At 59.7% G+C, this 14,646-nt stretch carries 19 protein-coding genes; 13 read left to right on the forward strand and 6 right to left on the reverse strand.

Annotated elements, in window-relative coordinates; genetic code table 11:
* Nucleotides 1–91 precede the first annotated feature (91 nt).
* The 4 genes from spoT to ACIGFL_RS22990 all read right to left on the reverse strand — a co-directional run bounded on the left by spoT (nucleotide 92) and on the right by ACIGFL_RS22990 (nucleotide 4,186).
* Nucleotides 92–2,203 carry a bifunctional GTP diphosphokinase/guanosine-3',5'-bis pyrophosphate 3'-pyrophosphohydrolase gene (gene spoT, locus ACIGFL_RS22975; RefSeq protein ID WP_021446453.1) on the reverse strand — a complete coding sequence of 704 codons (2,112 nt, stop codon included), beginning with the start codon at nucleotides 2,201–2,203 and terminating at the stop codon, nucleotides 92–94.
* A 63-nt stretch (nucleotides 2,204–2,266) separates the two neighbouring features.
* Entirely contained in the window at nucleotides 2,267–2,530 is a 264-nt protein-coding gene (gene rpoZ, locus ACIGFL_RS22980) for a DNA-directed RNA polymerase subunit omega (RefSeq protein ID WP_003242550.1), read from the reverse strand.
* 130 nt (nucleotides 2,531–2,660) lie between these two features.
* Nucleotides 2,661–3,281, reverse strand: coding sequence for a guanylate kinase (gmk, locus tag ACIGFL_RS22985; RefSeq protein ID WP_021446452.1), 621 nt, complete (start codon nucleotides 3,279–3,281; stop codon nucleotides 2,661–2,663).
* Between the two features lie 41 nt (nucleotides 3,282–3,322).
* A complete protein-coding gene (locus ACIGFL_RS22990; RefSeq protein WP_397498674.1) occupies nucleotides 3,323–4,186 on the reverse strand; it encodes a YicC/YloC family endoribonuclease in 864 nt (287 codons plus the stop codon).
* Between the two features lie 140 nt (nucleotides 4,187–4,326).
* Here ACIGFL_RS22990 and rph point away from each other — a divergent pair, with 140 nt between their 5' ends.
* The 9 genes from rph to ACIGFL_RS23035 all read left to right on the forward strand — a co-directional run bounded on the left by rph (nucleotide 4,327) and on the right by ACIGFL_RS23035 (nucleotide 10,731).
* The gene (gene rph / locus ACIGFL_RS22995; RefSeq protein ID WP_397498675.1) at nucleotides 4,327–5,046 is read left to right on the forward strand and encodes a ribonuclease PH; all 720 of its coding nucleotides are present in this window, start codon (nucleotides 4,327–4,329) and stop codon (nucleotides 5,044–5,046) included.
* A gap of 27 nt (nucleotides 5,047–5,073) precedes the next feature.
* Nucleotides 5,074–5,445: a DUF4870 domain-containing protein gene (locus ACIGFL_RS23000; protein WP_122110050.1), complete on the forward strand. Its 372-nt coding sequence runs from the start codon at nucleotides 5,074–5,076 to the stop codon at nucleotides 5,443–5,445.
* Between the two features lie 200 nt (nucleotides 5,446–5,645).
* Entirely contained in the window at nucleotides 5,646–6,860 is a 1,215-nt protein-coding gene (locus ACIGFL_RS23005; protein WP_397498676.1) for a tyrosine-type recombinase/integrase, read from the forward strand.
* Between the two features lie 55 nt (nucleotides 6,861–6,915).
* The gene (locus tag ACIGFL_RS23010) at nucleotides 6,916–7,581 is read left to right on the forward strand and encodes a hypothetical protein (RefSeq protein ID WP_397498677.1); all 666 of its coding nucleotides are present in this window, start codon (nucleotides 6,916–6,918) and stop codon (nucleotides 7,579–7,581) included.
* 108 nt (nucleotides 7,582–7,689) lie between these two features.
* The gene (locus tag ACIGFL_RS23015) at nucleotides 7,690–7,956 is read left to right on the forward strand and encodes an AlpA family transcriptional regulator (RefSeq protein ID WP_397498678.1); all 267 of its coding nucleotides are present in this window, start codon (nucleotides 7,690–7,692) and stop codon (nucleotides 7,954–7,956) included.
* On the forward strand, nucleotides 7,953–8,339 hold the full coding sequence (locus tag ACIGFL_RS23020; protein WP_397498679.1) for a recombinase family protein: 387 nt from the start codon (nucleotides 7,953–7,955) through the stop codon (nucleotides 8,337–8,339). Before ACIGFL_RS23015 ends, ACIGFL_RS23020 begins: the two co-directional genes overlap by 4 nt.
* A gap of 173 nt (nucleotides 8,340–8,512) precedes the next feature.
* Nucleotides 8,513–9,091, forward strand: coding sequence for a recombinase family protein (locus ACIGFL_RS23025; protein WP_397498680.1), 579 nt, complete (start codon nucleotides 8,513–8,515; stop codon nucleotides 9,089–9,091).
* A gap of 4 nt (nucleotides 9,092–9,095) precedes the next feature.
* On the forward strand, nucleotides 9,096–9,722 hold the full coding sequence (locus ACIGFL_RS23030) for a helix-turn-helix domain-containing protein (RefSeq protein ID WP_397498681.1): 627 nt from the start codon (nucleotides 9,096–9,098) through the stop codon (nucleotides 9,720–9,722).
* Between the two features lie 133 nt (nucleotides 9,723–9,855).
* On the forward strand, nucleotides 9,856–10,731 hold the full coding sequence (locus ACIGFL_RS23035; RefSeq protein WP_397498682.1) for a hypothetical protein: 876 nt from the start codon (nucleotides 9,856–9,858) through the stop codon (nucleotides 10,729–10,731).
* Nucleotides 10,732–10,802: 71 nt separating this feature from the next.
* Here the strand turns inward: ACIGFL_RS23035 and ACIGFL_RS23040 are convergent, their stop codons facing one another.
* Together ACIGFL_RS23040 and ACIGFL_RS23045 are read right to left on the reverse strand one after the other, a co-directional pair.
* The gene (locus tag ACIGFL_RS23040; protein ID WP_397498683.1) at nucleotides 10,803–11,210 is read right to left on the reverse strand and encodes a hypothetical protein; all 408 of its coding nucleotides are present in this window, start codon (nucleotides 11,208–11,210) and stop codon (nucleotides 10,803–10,805) included.
* Nucleotides 11,211–11,284: 74 nt separating this feature from the next.
* A complete protein-coding gene (locus tag ACIGFL_RS23045; protein WP_397498684.1) occupies nucleotides 11,285–11,689 on the reverse strand; it encodes a hypothetical protein in 405 nt (134 codons plus the stop codon).
* A gap of 99 nt (nucleotides 11,690–11,788) precedes the next feature.
* On the opposite strand from ACIGFL_RS23045, the gene ACIGFL_RS23050 reads away from it, so the two are divergent.
* The 4 genes from ACIGFL_RS23050 (at nucleotide 11,789) to ACIGFL_RS23065 (ending at nucleotide 14,643) form a co-directional block, all read left to right on the forward strand.
* Nucleotides 11,789–12,019: a helix-turn-helix domain-containing protein gene (locus ACIGFL_RS23050; protein ID WP_397498685.1), complete on the forward strand. Its 231-nt coding sequence runs from the start codon at nucleotides 11,789–11,791 to the stop codon at nucleotides 12,017–12,019.
* Between the two features lie 144 nt (nucleotides 12,020–12,163).
* Nucleotides 12,164–12,574, forward strand: coding sequence for a very short patch repair endonuclease (locus ACIGFL_RS23055; RefSeq protein ID WP_397498686.1), 411 nt, complete (start codon nucleotides 12,164–12,166; stop codon nucleotides 12,572–12,574).
* A complete protein-coding gene (locus tag ACIGFL_RS23060; protein ID WP_397498687.1) occupies nucleotides 12,552–13,838 on the forward strand; it encodes a DNA cytosine methyltransferase in 1,287 nt (428 codons plus the stop codon). The genes ACIGFL_RS23055 and ACIGFL_RS23060 overlap by 23 nt, the downstream gene beginning before the upstream one ends.
* Nucleotides 13,831–14,643, forward strand: coding sequence for an endonuclease (locus tag ACIGFL_RS23065; RefSeq protein WP_397498688.1), 813 nt, complete (start codon nucleotides 13,831–13,833; stop codon nucleotides 14,641–14,643). Before ACIGFL_RS23060 ends, ACIGFL_RS23065 begins: the two co-directional genes overlap by 8 nt.
* Nucleotides 14,644–14,646: the final 3 nt, after the last annotated feature.

Here is a 14,646-nt window from a genome sequence, read left to right on the forward strand (position 1 = left end):
TAAAGGCGGCTGTCAGGCTACAGGCTGCAAATGGCAGGCTCAAGAAACCGGCTGGTGCTTGTCGCTTGCAGCTTGAAATTTGTCGCTGGCGCTAGGCGCGCACCCGGGTGATACGCATCACGCCCTTGATCGCGCGCAGCTTCTTGATCACCCGGGCCAGGTGCACGCGGTCATGCACGCTGACCACCAGTTGCACCACGCTGATGCGGCCGTCGCGTTCGTCCATGCTGATCTTCTCGATGTTGCCGTCGGCGGCGTTGACGCTGCTGGCCAACAGGGCGATCAGGCCGCGCTGGTGCTCCAGCTCGACGCGCAGTTCGACGTTGAACTCGCCGGTGACATCCTTGGCCCAGTTGAGCTGGATGCATTTCTCCGGGTTGTGGCGGATATCGACGATGTTGCGGCAGCTTTCCATGTGCACCACCATGCCCTTGCCGGCCGACAGGTGGCCGACGATGGGGTCGCCTGGGATAGGTGTGCAGCATTTGGCGTAGCTCAGCACCAGGCCCTCGGTGCCGCGAATGGCCAGCGGCCCCTCGCTGCTCGGCAGGGTCTCGTCGCCACTTTCGGCCAGCAGGCGGCGGGCCACCACGTAGGCCATGCGGTTGCCCAGGCCGATGTCTTCGAGCAGGTCCTCGATGACGTCCTGGCGGTACTCGCCGAGCACGGCCTGCACCCGCTCGGGGGCGATCTTCTCCAGGTGCGTGTCGAAGCTGGCCAGCACCTTGTTCAGCAGGCGCTCGCCGAGGCTGATGGATTCCGAGCGGCGCTGCTGCTTGAGGGCGTGGCGGATATGGGTGCGCGCCTTGCCGGTGACCACGAAGTTGAGCCAGGCCGGGTTGGGCCGCGCGCCCGGTGCGGTGACGATTTCCACCGTCGAGCCGCTCTCCAGCGCCTGCGACAGCGGCGCCAGGCGGCGGTTGATGCGGCAGGCGATGCAGGTGTTGCCGACGTCGGTGTGCACCGCGTAGGCGAAGTCGACCGCGGTGGAGCCTTTCGGCAGCTCCATGATGCGGCCCTTGGGCGTGAACACGTAGACCTCGTCGGGGAACAGGTCGATCTTCACGCTCTCGATAAATTCCAGCGAGTTGCCGGCGCGCTGCTGCAGCTCCAGCACGCCCTTGACCCACTGCCGTGCCCGGGCGTGGTTGCCCTTGGGCGTTTCGTCCTCGTTGGACTTGTACAGCCAGTGCGCGGCGATGCCGTTGTTGGCCATCTCCTCCATCTCGCGGGTGCGGATCTGGATCTCGATGGGCACGCCGTGCATGCCGAACAGCGTGGTGTGCAGCGACTGGTAGCCGTTGGCCTTGGGAATCGCGATGTAGTCCTTGAAGCGGCCGGGCAGGGGCTTGTACAGGTTGTGCACGGCGCCGAGCACGCGGTAGCAGGTGTCGACCTTGTCGACGATGATGCGGAAGGCGTAGACGTCCATGATCTCGTTGAACGCCCGGCGCTTGCCGCGCATCTTCTGGTAGATGCTGTAGAGGTGCTTCTCGCGGCCGAGCACCTCGCCCTCCATGCCTTCGCGCTGCAGGCAGGCCTTGATCGACTCCTCGATCTTGTTGACGATTTCCTTGCGGTTGCCCCGAGCGCGGCGCACGGCGGCGCGGATGCGCTCGGAGCGCATCGGGTGCATGGCCTTGAAGCCCAGATCCTCGAACTCCACGCGCATGGCGTGCATGCCCAGGCGGTTGGCGATGGGCGCGTAGATTTCCAGGGTTTCCTTGGCGATGCGTCGGCTCTTCTCGTGCGGCATGGCATCGAGGGTGCGCATGTTGTGCAGGCGGTCGGCGAGCTTGACCAGGATCACGCGGATGTCGCGGGCCATGGCCATGGCCATCTTCTGGAAGTTCTCGGCCTGCGCCTCGGCCTTGGTCTCGAAGTTCATCTGGGTCAGCTTGCTGACCCCGTCGACCAGTTCGGCCACGGTCTCGCCGAACTGCGCGTTGAGCGCTTCCTTGGCGATGCCGGTGTCTTCGATGACGTCGTGCAGCATGGCGGCCATCAGGCTCTGATGGTCCATGTGCATGTCGGCGAGGATGCTGGCCACGGCCAGCGGGTGGGTCACGTAGGCTTCGCCGCTGCGGCGGCGCTGGCCATCGTGCGCCTGTTCGGCGTAGAAGTAGGCGCGGCGGACCAGGTTGACCTGGTCGTGGCCGAGGTAGGCCGAAAGTCGGTCGGCGAGAGCGTCTATGCCAGCCATGGGAGGTTCCCCCGTTGGCAGCCGTGGCTCTGCGCCGTGCGACTTCGACCCGGCTTCATCGGCTTACAGAGGCTCGTTGGCCTCTTCCTCGAAGGCGGCGAACAGCGGTTCTTCTTCGACGATGTCTTCCTGGGCGACCACTTCGTAGTCCACCAGGCCGGCGGCGATTTCGCGCAGGGCGACGACGGTGGGCTTGTCGTTTTCCCAGGCCACTTTCGGCTCTTTGCCGCCGGTGGCCAGCTGGCGCGAACGCTTGGTCGCGAGCATGACCAGTTCGAAGCGGTTATCAACGTTGTCCAGGCAATCTTCGACGGTAACGCGAGCCATGGTGTTCCTCGTAACTTGTGCGGATAGGCTTGGCCCGAGCGGGCGAGCGGACTGAATAGTCTAAAAAATCACCAGCGACAATGGAAGCGCTGATTTTCTGCGGCGCCACCGTCAGGCGGCGCGCGCCGGGTCAGGCCAGCAACTCGCTGAGCAGACCGGCGTGGCGCTGCTGCTGAGTTTCCTGGCGCAACTGGTTGCTGCGGAAAATCGCCTTGAGGTCGCTCAGGGCGTGGGCGAAATCGTCGTTGATCACCAGGTAGTCGTACTCGACGTAGTGGCTCATCTCGCTGACCGCCTCGCGCATGCGCCGCTCGATGATCTCGCCGCTGTCCTGGCCGCGGTTGGTCAGGCGGTGGCGCAGCGCTTCCTGGGTCGGCGGCAGGATGAAGATGGATTTCGACTGCGGCATCAGCCGGCGCACCTGCTGCGCGCCCTGCCAGTCGATTTCCAGGATCAGGTCGAAGCCCGCGGCCAGGGTCTGCTCGACCCAGCGCTGCGAGGTGCCGTAGAGGTTGTCGAAGACCTGGGCATGCTCGAGGAACTCGCTGCGCTCGAGCATGGCGTTGAACTGGGCGTGGTCGACGAAGTGGTAGTTGACCCCGTCCACCTCGCCCGGACGCATGGCGCGGGTGGTGTGCGACACCGACACGCGAATCTGCGCCTCGCTGTCGATCAGCGCCTTGACCAGGCTGGTCTTGCCGGCGCCGGAGGGCGCGGAAACGATATAGAGAATGCCGGTGGTGACGGTCATGGATGCTTCCCGGAAAACGTTATGCGAAGCCTAGCAGCGGCTTACTCGATGTTCTGTACCTGTTCGCGCATCTGCTCGATCAGGACTTTCAAATTGACCGCGGCCTGGGTGCTGCGCGTATCGAAGGCCTTGGAACCGAGGGTGTTGGCCTCGCGGTTGAGTTCCTGCATGAGGAAATCCAGTCGCCGGCCGGCGGCGCCGCCGGCCTTGAGCACCCGGCGCACCTCACTGACGTGGGTGCTCAGGCGATCCAGCTCCTCGGCGACGTCGCTCTTCTGTGCCAGCAGCACCAGCTCCTGCTCCAGGCGCTGCGGGTCGAGCTCGGCCTGCAGTTCGGCGAAACGGGTCTCGATCTTGGCGCGCTGAGCGGCGAGCATCTGCGGCACCAGCTCGCGCAGTGCGGCGACCTCGGCGAGGATGGCGTCCAGACGCTCACCCAATAGCTTGGCCAGCTCGGCACCTTCGCGGGCGCGGCCGGCCTTGAGCTCGCCCAGCGCCTGGTCGAACAGCGCCAGGGCGGCGGCATTCAGCGTCTGCGGGTCGGCGGCGTCGGCCACCAGCACGCCGGGCCAGCCCAGCACTTCCAGCGGGTTGAGCGGCGCCGGTTGCTGGATCAGCGCGGCGACCTGCTCGGCGGCGGCGATCAGTTGGCGGGCGCGCTCGCCGTCGACCTGCAGCGGCTTGCCGGCATTGTCCTCGGCGAAGCGTAGGGTGCATTCCACCTTGCCGCGCGACAGGCTCTGGCGCAGGGCTTCGCGCACCGCGCCTTCGAGGTCGCGGAAGGCGTCCGGCAGGCGCAGGTGCGGTTCCAGGTAACGGTGGTTGACCGAGCGCAGCTCCCAGCTCAGGGTGCCGTGCGCGGTTGCCTGCTCGCAGCGGGCGAAGGCCGTCATGCTGTGAACCATGGGGTACCTCTCGGAAAGTCGGCTCGAAAGGCGGGCGATTGTAGCGCAGTGCGTCGGCCCTACCCAATTCGGCATGTCGCCTGTGCCGCCGGGCCCCTATAATGCGGGCAGATTTCACTCAAGAAGTAGGTATTGTCCCGATGAAACGTCCCAGTGGCCGCGCCGCCGATCAGTTGCGCTCGATTCGCATCACCCGCAACTACACCAAGCACGCCGAGGGTTCGGTACTGGTGGAGTTCGGCGACACCAAGGTGATCTGCACGGTCAGCGTCGAGTCCGGCGTGCCGCGTTTCCTCAAGGGACAGGGCCAGGGCTGGCTGACCGCCGAGTACGGCATGCTGCCGCGCGCCACCGGCGAGCGTAACCAGCGCGAAGCCAGCCGCGGCAAGCAGGGCGGGCGCACCCTGGAGATCCAGCGGCTGATCGGCCGTTCGCTGCGCGCCGCGCTGGACATGAGCAAGCTGGGCGAGAACACCCTGTACGTCGACTGCGACGTGATCCAGGCTGACGGCGGCACCCGCACCGCCTCGATCACCGGCGCCATGGTCGCCCTGATCGACGCGCTGAAGGTGCTGAAGAAGCGCGGCGCACTCAAGGGCGAGCCGCTCAAGCAGATGATCGCCGCGGTGTCGGTGGGCATTTACCAGGGCGAGCCGGTGCTCGATCTGGACTACCTGGAAGACTCCGCCGCCGAGACCGACCTCAACGTGGTGATGACCAATGCCGGCGGCTTCATCGAGGTGCAGGGCACCGCCGAAGGCGCGCCGTTCCAGCCGCACGAGTTCAACGCCATGCTGGCGCTGGCGCAGAAGGGCATGAACGAGCTGTTCGAATTGCAGCAGGCGGCGCTGGCCGACTGACCTTTTCCCCGAGCAAGGAGCACCACCATGAGCGACGACGCGCAAACCCCGATCCCGACGCCCAGCCAGGAAGCCCGTCAGTGGGCGATGTTCTGCCACTTCGCCGCCTTTTTCGGCCTGGTGTTCCCCTTCGGCAACCTGCTCGGCCCGCTGATCGTCTGGCAGATCAAGAAGGACCTCGATCCCTTCGTCGACGCCCAGGGCAAGGAGGCGCTGAACTTTCAGATCAGTGTGGCGCTGGCGGCGGTGGTCTGCTTCATCCTGATGGTGGTGGTGATCGGTTTCCCGCTGCTGGTGCTGCTGGGCATCGCCGCGCTGGTGCTGACCATCATCGCCGGGATCAAGGCCAACGAAGGCCAGGCTTACCGCTATCCCTTCGCCTGGCGCCTGCTGAAGTAGCGACGGGCGCGCAATAAAAAAGCCGGCGCGATGCCGGCTTTTTTGTGCTCCATGATAATCTGCTGAGTAATGGTGTTGATCTGCCAATCATAGGAATTTCAAGGGATTGAGCCTAGTATTTGTCCACTGATTGCCAGGAATGCCCATCAGAAGCTGTGGCTTTTTGTATGGGCTGAGGTATGGGCTGGGTGGAGGTTGGTGTGACGAAGCTGACGGTTGTGGGTATTAACAAGCTGCTCAAAGAGCGCAAGCCGGGTATGACCAACGATGGCCAAGGCCTGTATTTCAGGATTACTCCAGCGGGTGGTGGTGGATGGATTTTTCGGTATCGCTCAGGTGGGAAACTCCGGGACATGGGCTTAGGTTCATTCCCTGATGTCAGCCTGCAAAGCGCTCGCATGAAGGCCGCTGATGCGCGAAAGCAGATCGCACACGGAATGGACCCTTTGCGTGAGCGGGACCTGGAGCGAGAGGCTGAGCGGGAAGCTCAGCGCGCCAGCGCCGCCAAGACAGCCACCTTCGAAAAACTTGTCGGCGATTACATCAAGGCTCACGGTGGGGGCTGGTCGGAGAAGTGGCGTAAGGGGTGGCTCTCCAAGATGGAGCGTTTCGCGTTCCCCAGCATCGGCAGCTTGCCGGCAAGTGAGATTGCGACTGAGCAGGTCGTTGGAGTGCTTAAACCCATCTGGCATTCCAAGCCGCGCACGGCTGACGAGGTCAGAGGGCAGATTGAGCAAGTTCTAGATGCTGCTAAGGCTCGCGGATTGCGCGAAGGCGAGAATCCGGCTCGCTGGCGCGGGCACTTGGACAATCTGCTATCGAGAGACGCCAAGAAAGAGGCAAGAAAGCGTACGCACTTTGCCGCCATGAGGTGGCAGGCGCTGCCGGCTCTGATGGCTGAGCTTCAAATGCATGAAACGTTGCCCTCGTTCGCTACCCGGCTTCTGATCCTGACTGGCGCGCGTGCCCGCATGGTGGGGCAAGCTCGCTGGGATGAATTTGATTTTGCAGCGCGCACGTGGTTGCTCTCTGCCGAGCGCATGAAGATGCGGAAGGAATTTGTTATCCCTTTGGCTGATCCGGTAATTGAGCTGTTGAGCAAGATTCCACGCGTTGAGGACAGCCCTTATCTCTTCCCTGGTCGTGGTAGGAGTGGGGTGATGCATGCCAATGCCGTCCGGAACCTTCTGCATGGTATGAACCATGCTGACATCACTAGGCATGGCTTCCGTTCAACTTTCCGCGATTGGGCTGCTGAGCGAACCAGCTATCCTCGCGAAATCTGCGAGATGGCGTTGGCGCACGATGAGCGAGACCAGACTGAAGGTGCTTACTCGCGCACAGATTTTCTTGAGAAGCGTCGGGGCTTGATGGCCGACTGGGCGGCCTATGCAGTGGGTTCGAACGCTCCATAGCAAATGCAGTAGCCTTCGCTTCCCCACACATGGTCATTGAATAAGGTAGCGCGGCGTGCGAGCAGATTTGGTCAGTTTACAATGGCTCACTTTGGAGCAAGCGCTGCTTTGGTTGGCGAATGAGACCGGCATTCAGCTCTCGAAGCAGGATTTGCTGAGTCAGTGCGATGCCGGTCACTGCGCCGTATACCTAAGCGTCGACAGGTTGAAGGGAGAATGCCCTGAAGCCCTGATCGACGAGGAGGGCAATTGGTTCGGCACTGTCTTTGGCGTCGGCAAAGGTCAGATTCTCAATCCTAGAGCTTTGATTGAGGCGGAAGGGGCAAGCGAAATACAGCTCTACATCTTCGGTGAGGTGCGTCAAATCGAACGGGCAGAAGCTGAGTGCTACAAGGGCGTTGAATGGGTCGCGACAATCCCTCAAGACCGCTGCCATCCGGTTTTCAAGACCTCAGAGGTGGTAGAGCTGGCGCGGATAATCGGTGGGATAGTCCCTCCCCTGAGGCCCCCGAAGCCATCGCACCTTCTAACAATTGCCGCCTTGCTTGAGCTGCTGACGGAGAAGGGGCGACCGGTTTACAACCAGGATTCAATCATCAGCGAAATTGACGATCGGTATGGCAAGAAATCAGGTTCCGAGCTGCGAGGTTTGGGCGACAGCAACCTTAAGAAAATCTTCGCGGACGCCAACACTGCAATGTCAGACGCAAAAAAGCAGTAATTGCAAATGCAATAGAGAAAATTGCAGTTGAAATGACTTCCCTGGTGCTGGCGGCTTGAATGGCTTCCTCAGTCCACACCGCGCTACTCGGCGCCAAGGAAGTAAGCAATGCAACTCTCTGTTCCCACTCACGCCCACCTCGCGCCCGCAGGCTTGTTAAATCGGCGAATCCTCCGCCTTCCAGGCGTTGAACACCTTACAGGGTTCAAGCGCGCCCACATCTATAGCCTCATGAATCAAGGGCGATTCCCGAAATCGGTACGCCTTGGACCTAGGGCTGTAGGATGGGATTCGCTTGCCATTGAGAAATGGGTGGAGGATCGCATTTCTGGCAAGCCGGCCGTCAGCGCTGTCGCACATGGAGCGCTGCTGTGAAAACTCTTGCCTATGTCCGTGTTGCCAGCGACCTCGCAAGCGAAGGCGCTCAGCGCCATGATATCGCCCAAGCGCATCACGTTGAGTATTGGTTTCAAGATGTAGGGCTTAGCGGCTCTACAGTCGGGCTGCCCGGCTTTGCAAAGCTATGCAAGCTAGCCAAAAGGGGCGACATCGTAATCGTTGCTTCGATCATGTGCCTAGGTTCTTGTAATCGTGAATTGTTTGAGTCCCTGCAAGCATTGCGAAAGAAGGGCGCAAGTGTAGTGTCGCTAGAAGGCTTTGATTCATCGAGTCCGGCCGGAAAAGCCTACTTCGCGACAGCGGCATCACTAGCGCGACTGGAGGATAGGATCACGGGCAAGAAGCGTGATGCTCGGTAAAGCAGGATGCCTCCATCTCGGTCAGTGGCTCGGAAGGTGTAGGCTCTGAGCCAGACATTTCGCTCACTCGGCGCAACGCAATCATTGGCCTTGCGAGTGGCTCATAACTGTTGATTTATTCTGAGCTATACCAGATAATTTGAGCCAACATTAAGAGCCATAGACCCAACGCCATGACCGCCACTCTCGCCTACCTTCGTGTTTCAGCAGATGGCCAGTCCACGGCCGCACAGCGCCACAGCATTGCAGAGCGCTACAACGTGCAAGAGTGGTTTGTTGATGAGGCCACCAGCGGGGCAACCAAGGCTGCACAGCGAGAAGGTTTCGCAGCACTGCTGAAGTTCGCCCGCAAGGGGGATACCGTAGTTGTCGGTGCAATTGATCGCCTTGGCCGAGACACCATCGACGTACTCGAAACAGTGGAAGCTCTCAAAGCCAAAGGCGTCGCCGTCGTTTCGATGCGAGAGGGCTTTGACCTGTCCACCTCAATCGGAAAAGCCATGCTGACAATGCTGGTAGCTGTCGCGGAACTGGAGCGTTCCAACATCAAAGCCCGGCAAATGGCTGGCATCGAGCGCGCTAGGGCGCAAGGGAAGAAGTTGGGCGCCCCTAAGAGGATCGACGATCAAGCTGTTGCAAACTGGCGCGCGGCTAATCAGGCAACGATTCAAGAGACAGCAGCCGAGTTCGGCATTTCAGTTGCGGCAGTGAAACGAGCCTGCGCCAGCAAGCCCGCGGTTGAGGAGCAATGATCACATGACTGGTAAACAAACCACCCCAGATCAAGGCGCTCAGGCAGTGATAATGCGCGAGGCCGGGTACACGCTGCCAACTATTGCCGACCGCCTAGGGATCAGCCTCAGCACAGTGCAACGCCTGCTGAAGAAGCACAAGGCGGTTGCTGGCGCTACGACTCAGGCTCTGATTGAGAAGGCCCGGGAAGAGATGCTGGCCTCAGCATTTTCGCTGGAGAGGATTCAGCAGACTGCTGCTTCGCTGGTGCTGGATGACCTTGCGATAGCGCGGCAGATCAGGCGGAAGCTGTCCAACGCGCTGGATGTGCTCGAACCAGATAGTCCGATTGTCTTCAGATCGCTTGCTGCCAGCGCTACCGCGCTCAAGCTGACGCAGGATGTGGGCCGCCGTGCCTTGCCGTTGGACAAGCTAGAGCAGGCGCAATCGGTTGAGGAACTGCCGGAGCTTCAGATTCACATCATGTCGGGCATGGACGTAGAAGAAATGCGGGCTCAGCAACGACTTGAAGAAGCGGAGTTGAATGGCGACGAAGAGGCCGTCAAAGAGGAGTTAGAAGCCCTGCATTGGATCGCGGGGAGAAAGGCGCTTCGCTCTGACAGTGAAGACATTATTGTCATCGAAAGCTGACATCGGCTTGATCATATGATGACTACCCAAGGTGTCAAAGTCTTAGAACCAGACAAATGAAGTCAACCCACTGGCTGCAATGAGCGCCCGCATTTTTTGAAAATCCGGTACTCCGGCAAGATCGAGCCTGACGATGAAAAACAGCAATCAACGCCGCCCCACTACTCGCGGACATTTTCTAAAAAAACATCGAGTGACGGCTCGCACTCAACGAGCGTTGACGCCAGGAATGGTGGGGGCTCTAGCCAGCTTCCACAATGGCTACCAACGACACGTAGCAGTATTAGGGCAATTGGATACCTCTAACCCTGATATCACTACCCTAAAGAAGCTCCATGTACCTACCAAGCTAGCTCTGGAATACACATCAGGAATCACTCTGAGCGATTGGCAACGGAGGCTTTCACCAGAGGTTAAGCGAGCATTCACACAGCTTGGAGTAGCGAGGCAGCCCGGCGCTCGCATCGTTACCTTCAGGCTTGGTCATGAGGTCGCTGAGAAGGCTCTTGCAGCAACAGCGGGGCCGGCTGCTTACCTGGCCGCTCTACTCAAGCGGAAGCTTGGTATTGGGGACATCGCCTTCATCCTCGAATTCTCGAACAGTGCCAGTAATGGGAGTCACCCGCTTCATTTACATGGCATCGCCTGCATCCCGGATGGTTTGACTGAGGAGCGCATCCGGGCTGTGCTGGCGCCGGAACCAACTAGGCCAAGCTTGGTGGCTCAGACTCTCAACCCAATCCGGGGCTATCGCCAGCGCTACGTAAACAAAGCCATCGACTTGCAGCCGATCACCACACCCGGCGCTTGGGCGAGCTACATCAACAAAGAGTACCTACTCACTCAGCGCAAGTTGGGAGGTGCCCCGGATTACGCCAGTCACAGCGCCAGCAGAGCAGGCCGAGAGCTTTACGAAGAGCTTGTGCAGTGGATTAAGAATGAGAGGGGCCGTAAAGCCCCTCAGGAACTCGTAGGTGAAGCGATCACCCCTTCCCTCACCTTGGGGTAGGGCTCACGCACTCTAACCATCCATCAGCAAGCCAGATCGATTGGAGTGGATTGAGTTGAAAGAAGTCCGCGTTACGAGCAATTGCCGGTCTTGATGAAGTTGACCAGCTTGCGGGTGAACCGCTCGTGAGCCAGACCGAATTGAGTGTCCCGGACAACCACCTCGGTGCCCTCGCTGGTTTGCTTGGCATAGACGGCATTCATCATGACCTGCGATCCACCGGCCACGGACGCGACGTCGGCGCCGTAGTAAATACGGAACTCCCCACGGTCTTGGTAAAACGCATTGCGATAGACGTTGCTACACGCTGGGTCGTCAACGGTCGGAGCTGTCAGCCGGTAATAGAGATCACTTGCAGACTCGTTCAGGACGAACTGCGCTGCAACTGGGCTTTTGTCAGCATCAGTCGGGGCAATTACGCAGCCGCTCAAGAAACCAACCCCAAGGATGATTGCTCCGAACGCTCGTGGGAATTTCATAGGGCCTCCAGCCTCTTTATCAAAATGCGCGGCCGGATACTGGCAAAACGGCATCCGCGCCGCAACCTCGGTAATCAGTTCGGAACTGCGGTGGTCCTCATCGAGCAGTTTTGAGGCGCCTTAAACCAGGGATTGTCCGAGTCACAGAACTCCATTGGCGTCATCGAGATGCCGTTCACCGACCACGACGCAGAGGGGGCACGTTCCCTCACATCCTGAGGTTCGACCAGTCCCGAACAGATTTTGTCAGAACTCAATGCAGCCCCCTTTCCCCCGAGACTGGTACGGCTATAAACATCGGCGTCATACAGCCGGACGACCTCCACCACAACACACATGCTGTCCTTTTTCTGGCCGGCATTGGTGAATTCGCACCTGATTTCCCCGTTCATTTTCGCGCTGCAATCCTCCTTAACCTCGGCCTGAGCGACCGATGCAAGTAGCATCGAGGAAACAGCGAGCGCAGCGATTTTGTACATCAGCACTTCCCTTGTTCAGTTGACTTTTCGGGCACCCAGCCCAGGAAATGCTAACTCTAGTCTGTCGAATCTTAGTATGCAACGAACGAGATTGGCCGGATGCCAATCCAACCCGACCAGTGCCCCCTAGTCGCCGTCTTCGCAGCAAATGTGAAACGTAGACGCATAGAACTAGGCCTCTCGCAAGAAGAGCTAGCCGAGCGCGCAGGCGTGCATAGAACCTATGTGGGAATGCTGGAGCGGAGTGAAAAGAACGCCACGCTCTACAGCATCGAGAGGCTCGCTGGTGCTCTCGGCGTAGAACCCCACGCGCTGCTACAGAAGCAATAACAAATCAGCGTCCACTGCACCTCAGGACGGATCGCTCTGCTTTCCCTCAAAGGCTAGGCTGATTTGATCTGGTGTCCCTTTCGAAAACCAACGCAAAGGCGGATGGTTGATACATCCCTTGCAGCGTCCAATGAAGCAAGCCACATGGACAGGCTCACCCCCGAACGCCGTAGCTGGCTGATGAGCCGGGTTGGTTCGAAGAATACCGGGCCCGAGCTCGTCGTAAGGCGCTTGGCCTTCGCTATGGGTTACCGGTATCGTCTGCACCCTAAGCACCTGCCGGGCAGCCCCGACCTAGTTTTCCCCAGGCGAAAGAAGGTCATTTTCGTGAACGGCTGCTTCTGGCATGGTCACTCCGGCTGCCAGTATGGCCGCCTTCCCAAGTCTCGCGTCGAGTTCTGGCAGACCAAGATCGACCGGAATCGCGAGCGTGACCGGGAAAACATCGCTTCGCTCGAGGCCGACGGTTGGCAAGTGCTCACCGTATGGCAGTGCGAACTGAAAGACATCGAAAAGTTGGCGAATAGGTTAAATGAGTTCATCCAAAGCGAGTAATTCCCGCCCGATAGGTATCGACCTCTTTGCAGGTGCCGGAGGCCTGTCGCTGGGCTTCGAGCAAGCGGGTTTCGACATCGCGGCAGCGGTTGAAATCGATCCCGTCCATTGCGCCACGCACGAATTCAACTTCCCTCGCTGCACTACGATCTGTGCCAGCGTCACCGATATCAGTGGTGATGAGATCCGTCTGCGGGCAGGTCTAGGTGATCGTGACGTCGATGTGGTCTTCGGTGGCGCCCCTTGCCAGGGCTTTTCCTTGATCGGTAAGCGCGCTCTGGATGATCCTAGAAACCAACTCGTTTTCCACTATGTACGCATCGTCGCAGAGCTGCAGCCCAAGTATTGTGTCTTCGAGAATGTCAAAGGGCTCACTCTCGGCAAGCATGCAGGCTTTCTCAAGGAGCTGATCGCAGCTCTCAGCGACGCGGGGTATGAGGTCACGCTGCCTTACAAAGTACTCAATGCCGCAGACTACGGCGTCCCGCAGGACCGCAAGCGCTTGTTCCTGATTGGCACTCGCCGCGGCCTCACTCCGGCAGCGTATCCCGAGCCTTTAACTAAGAGGACAACTGTCGCCGAAGCCATTGCTGATCTGCCCGATGCGAACGAATTCGACGAACTACGTTACAGCGACGAAGTGCGTGCTGCCTGGGAAACTAAGGCCTCCTACGCACGTCGCTTGCGCCGGCTCGAAGTTGACCCGCACGACTTCGGCTACGAACGTCATTTCGCGCGCGATCTGCTCACTTCCAGTTTGCGCACCGAGCATACCCCCTTATCACAAGAGCGATTCCTGGCGACCGAACCGGGCAAAACCGAGCCAGTCAGCCGCTTCCGAAAGCTGCCGCTCGATGGCTTGTGCAACACCCTGCGCGCAGGCACTGACAGTGCGCGCGGCGCCTTCACATCGCCGCGGCCTATCCATCCCCACCTGCCCCGTGTAATAACCGTGCGCGAGGCCGCTCGCCTACACTCGTTTCCCGACTGGTTCCGCTTTCACACCACAAAGTGGCACGGCTTCCGCCAGATCGGAAATAGTGTTCCCCCGCTGCTTGGTCGCGCCATTGCCAGCTCAGTCATTCGGGCGCTTGGCATCGTGCCGAGCAAGCCATCGGAGACTCTGCTGTCGGGCAATACGGAGCTTCTGAATCTAGATATGAGCAGGGCAGCTCGGTACTTTGATGTGCCTCATGACACCATTGCTCAGCGCACCCGCAAGACGGCAGAGAAAGAACCGCTCATGGAAGTAGCCAATGCCTGATGACAAAACGGTTCGAAAACCAAACCGCTACGCTGCAATCATCGAGAATATCTTCTTCTCCCACTACACCTCAGGCGCACGAGAATTCCAGTTCGCCCGGGAGGAGATCGTCGAGGTGGCAGCAGAGCTAAAGATTGCTCTCCCGAAGAATCTCGGAGATCTGATCTACTCATTTCGATATCGCTACGATCTACCGCAGCGCATCCTTGAGACTGCAGAAGAGGGGTTGGAGTGGATTATTGAAGGTAGTGGCCAAGCCCTCTACCGCTTCCGCCTAGCGAAGCTGAGCCGCATCGTCCCAAACGAGCACCTGATCACGATTAAGGTGCCGGACGCCACGCCTGAGATCATCGCCGCCTACGCTCTCACTGACGAGCAAGCCTTGCTTGCCAAGGTGCGCTATAACCGCCTAATTGACATTTTCTTGGGTGTCACTGCCTACTCGCTACAAAACCACCTGCGCACCAATCTAAAGGGTATCGGCCAGCTCGAAATTGACGAAGTCTACGTCGGCCTCGACCGCCACGGCCGCCAGTTCGTTGTCCCTGTCCAAGCCAAAGGCGGTTCGGACAAGCACGGAGTTGTCCAGACCCATCAAGACATTGCCTTATGCAAAGCGAAGTTTCCCGACTTGGTGTGCCGCGCTGTCTCTGCGCAGTTCATGAGTGACGACCGGATCGCAATGTTCGAGCTCGCTGTGCAGGACGGTGAGGTCAAGGTCATGGAAGAGAAGCACTATCGACTGGTACCTGCATACGAGATCAAGAGCGAGGATTTGGCTCTCTATAACCTGCGGGCTGAATGATCG

Origin of the sequence: Pseudomonas sp. NPDC077649, assembly GCF_044542855.1 — a bacterium.
Taxonomy (GTDB): Bacteria; Pseudomonadota; Gammaproteobacteria; order Pseudomonadales; family Pseudomonadaceae; genus Aquipseudomonas.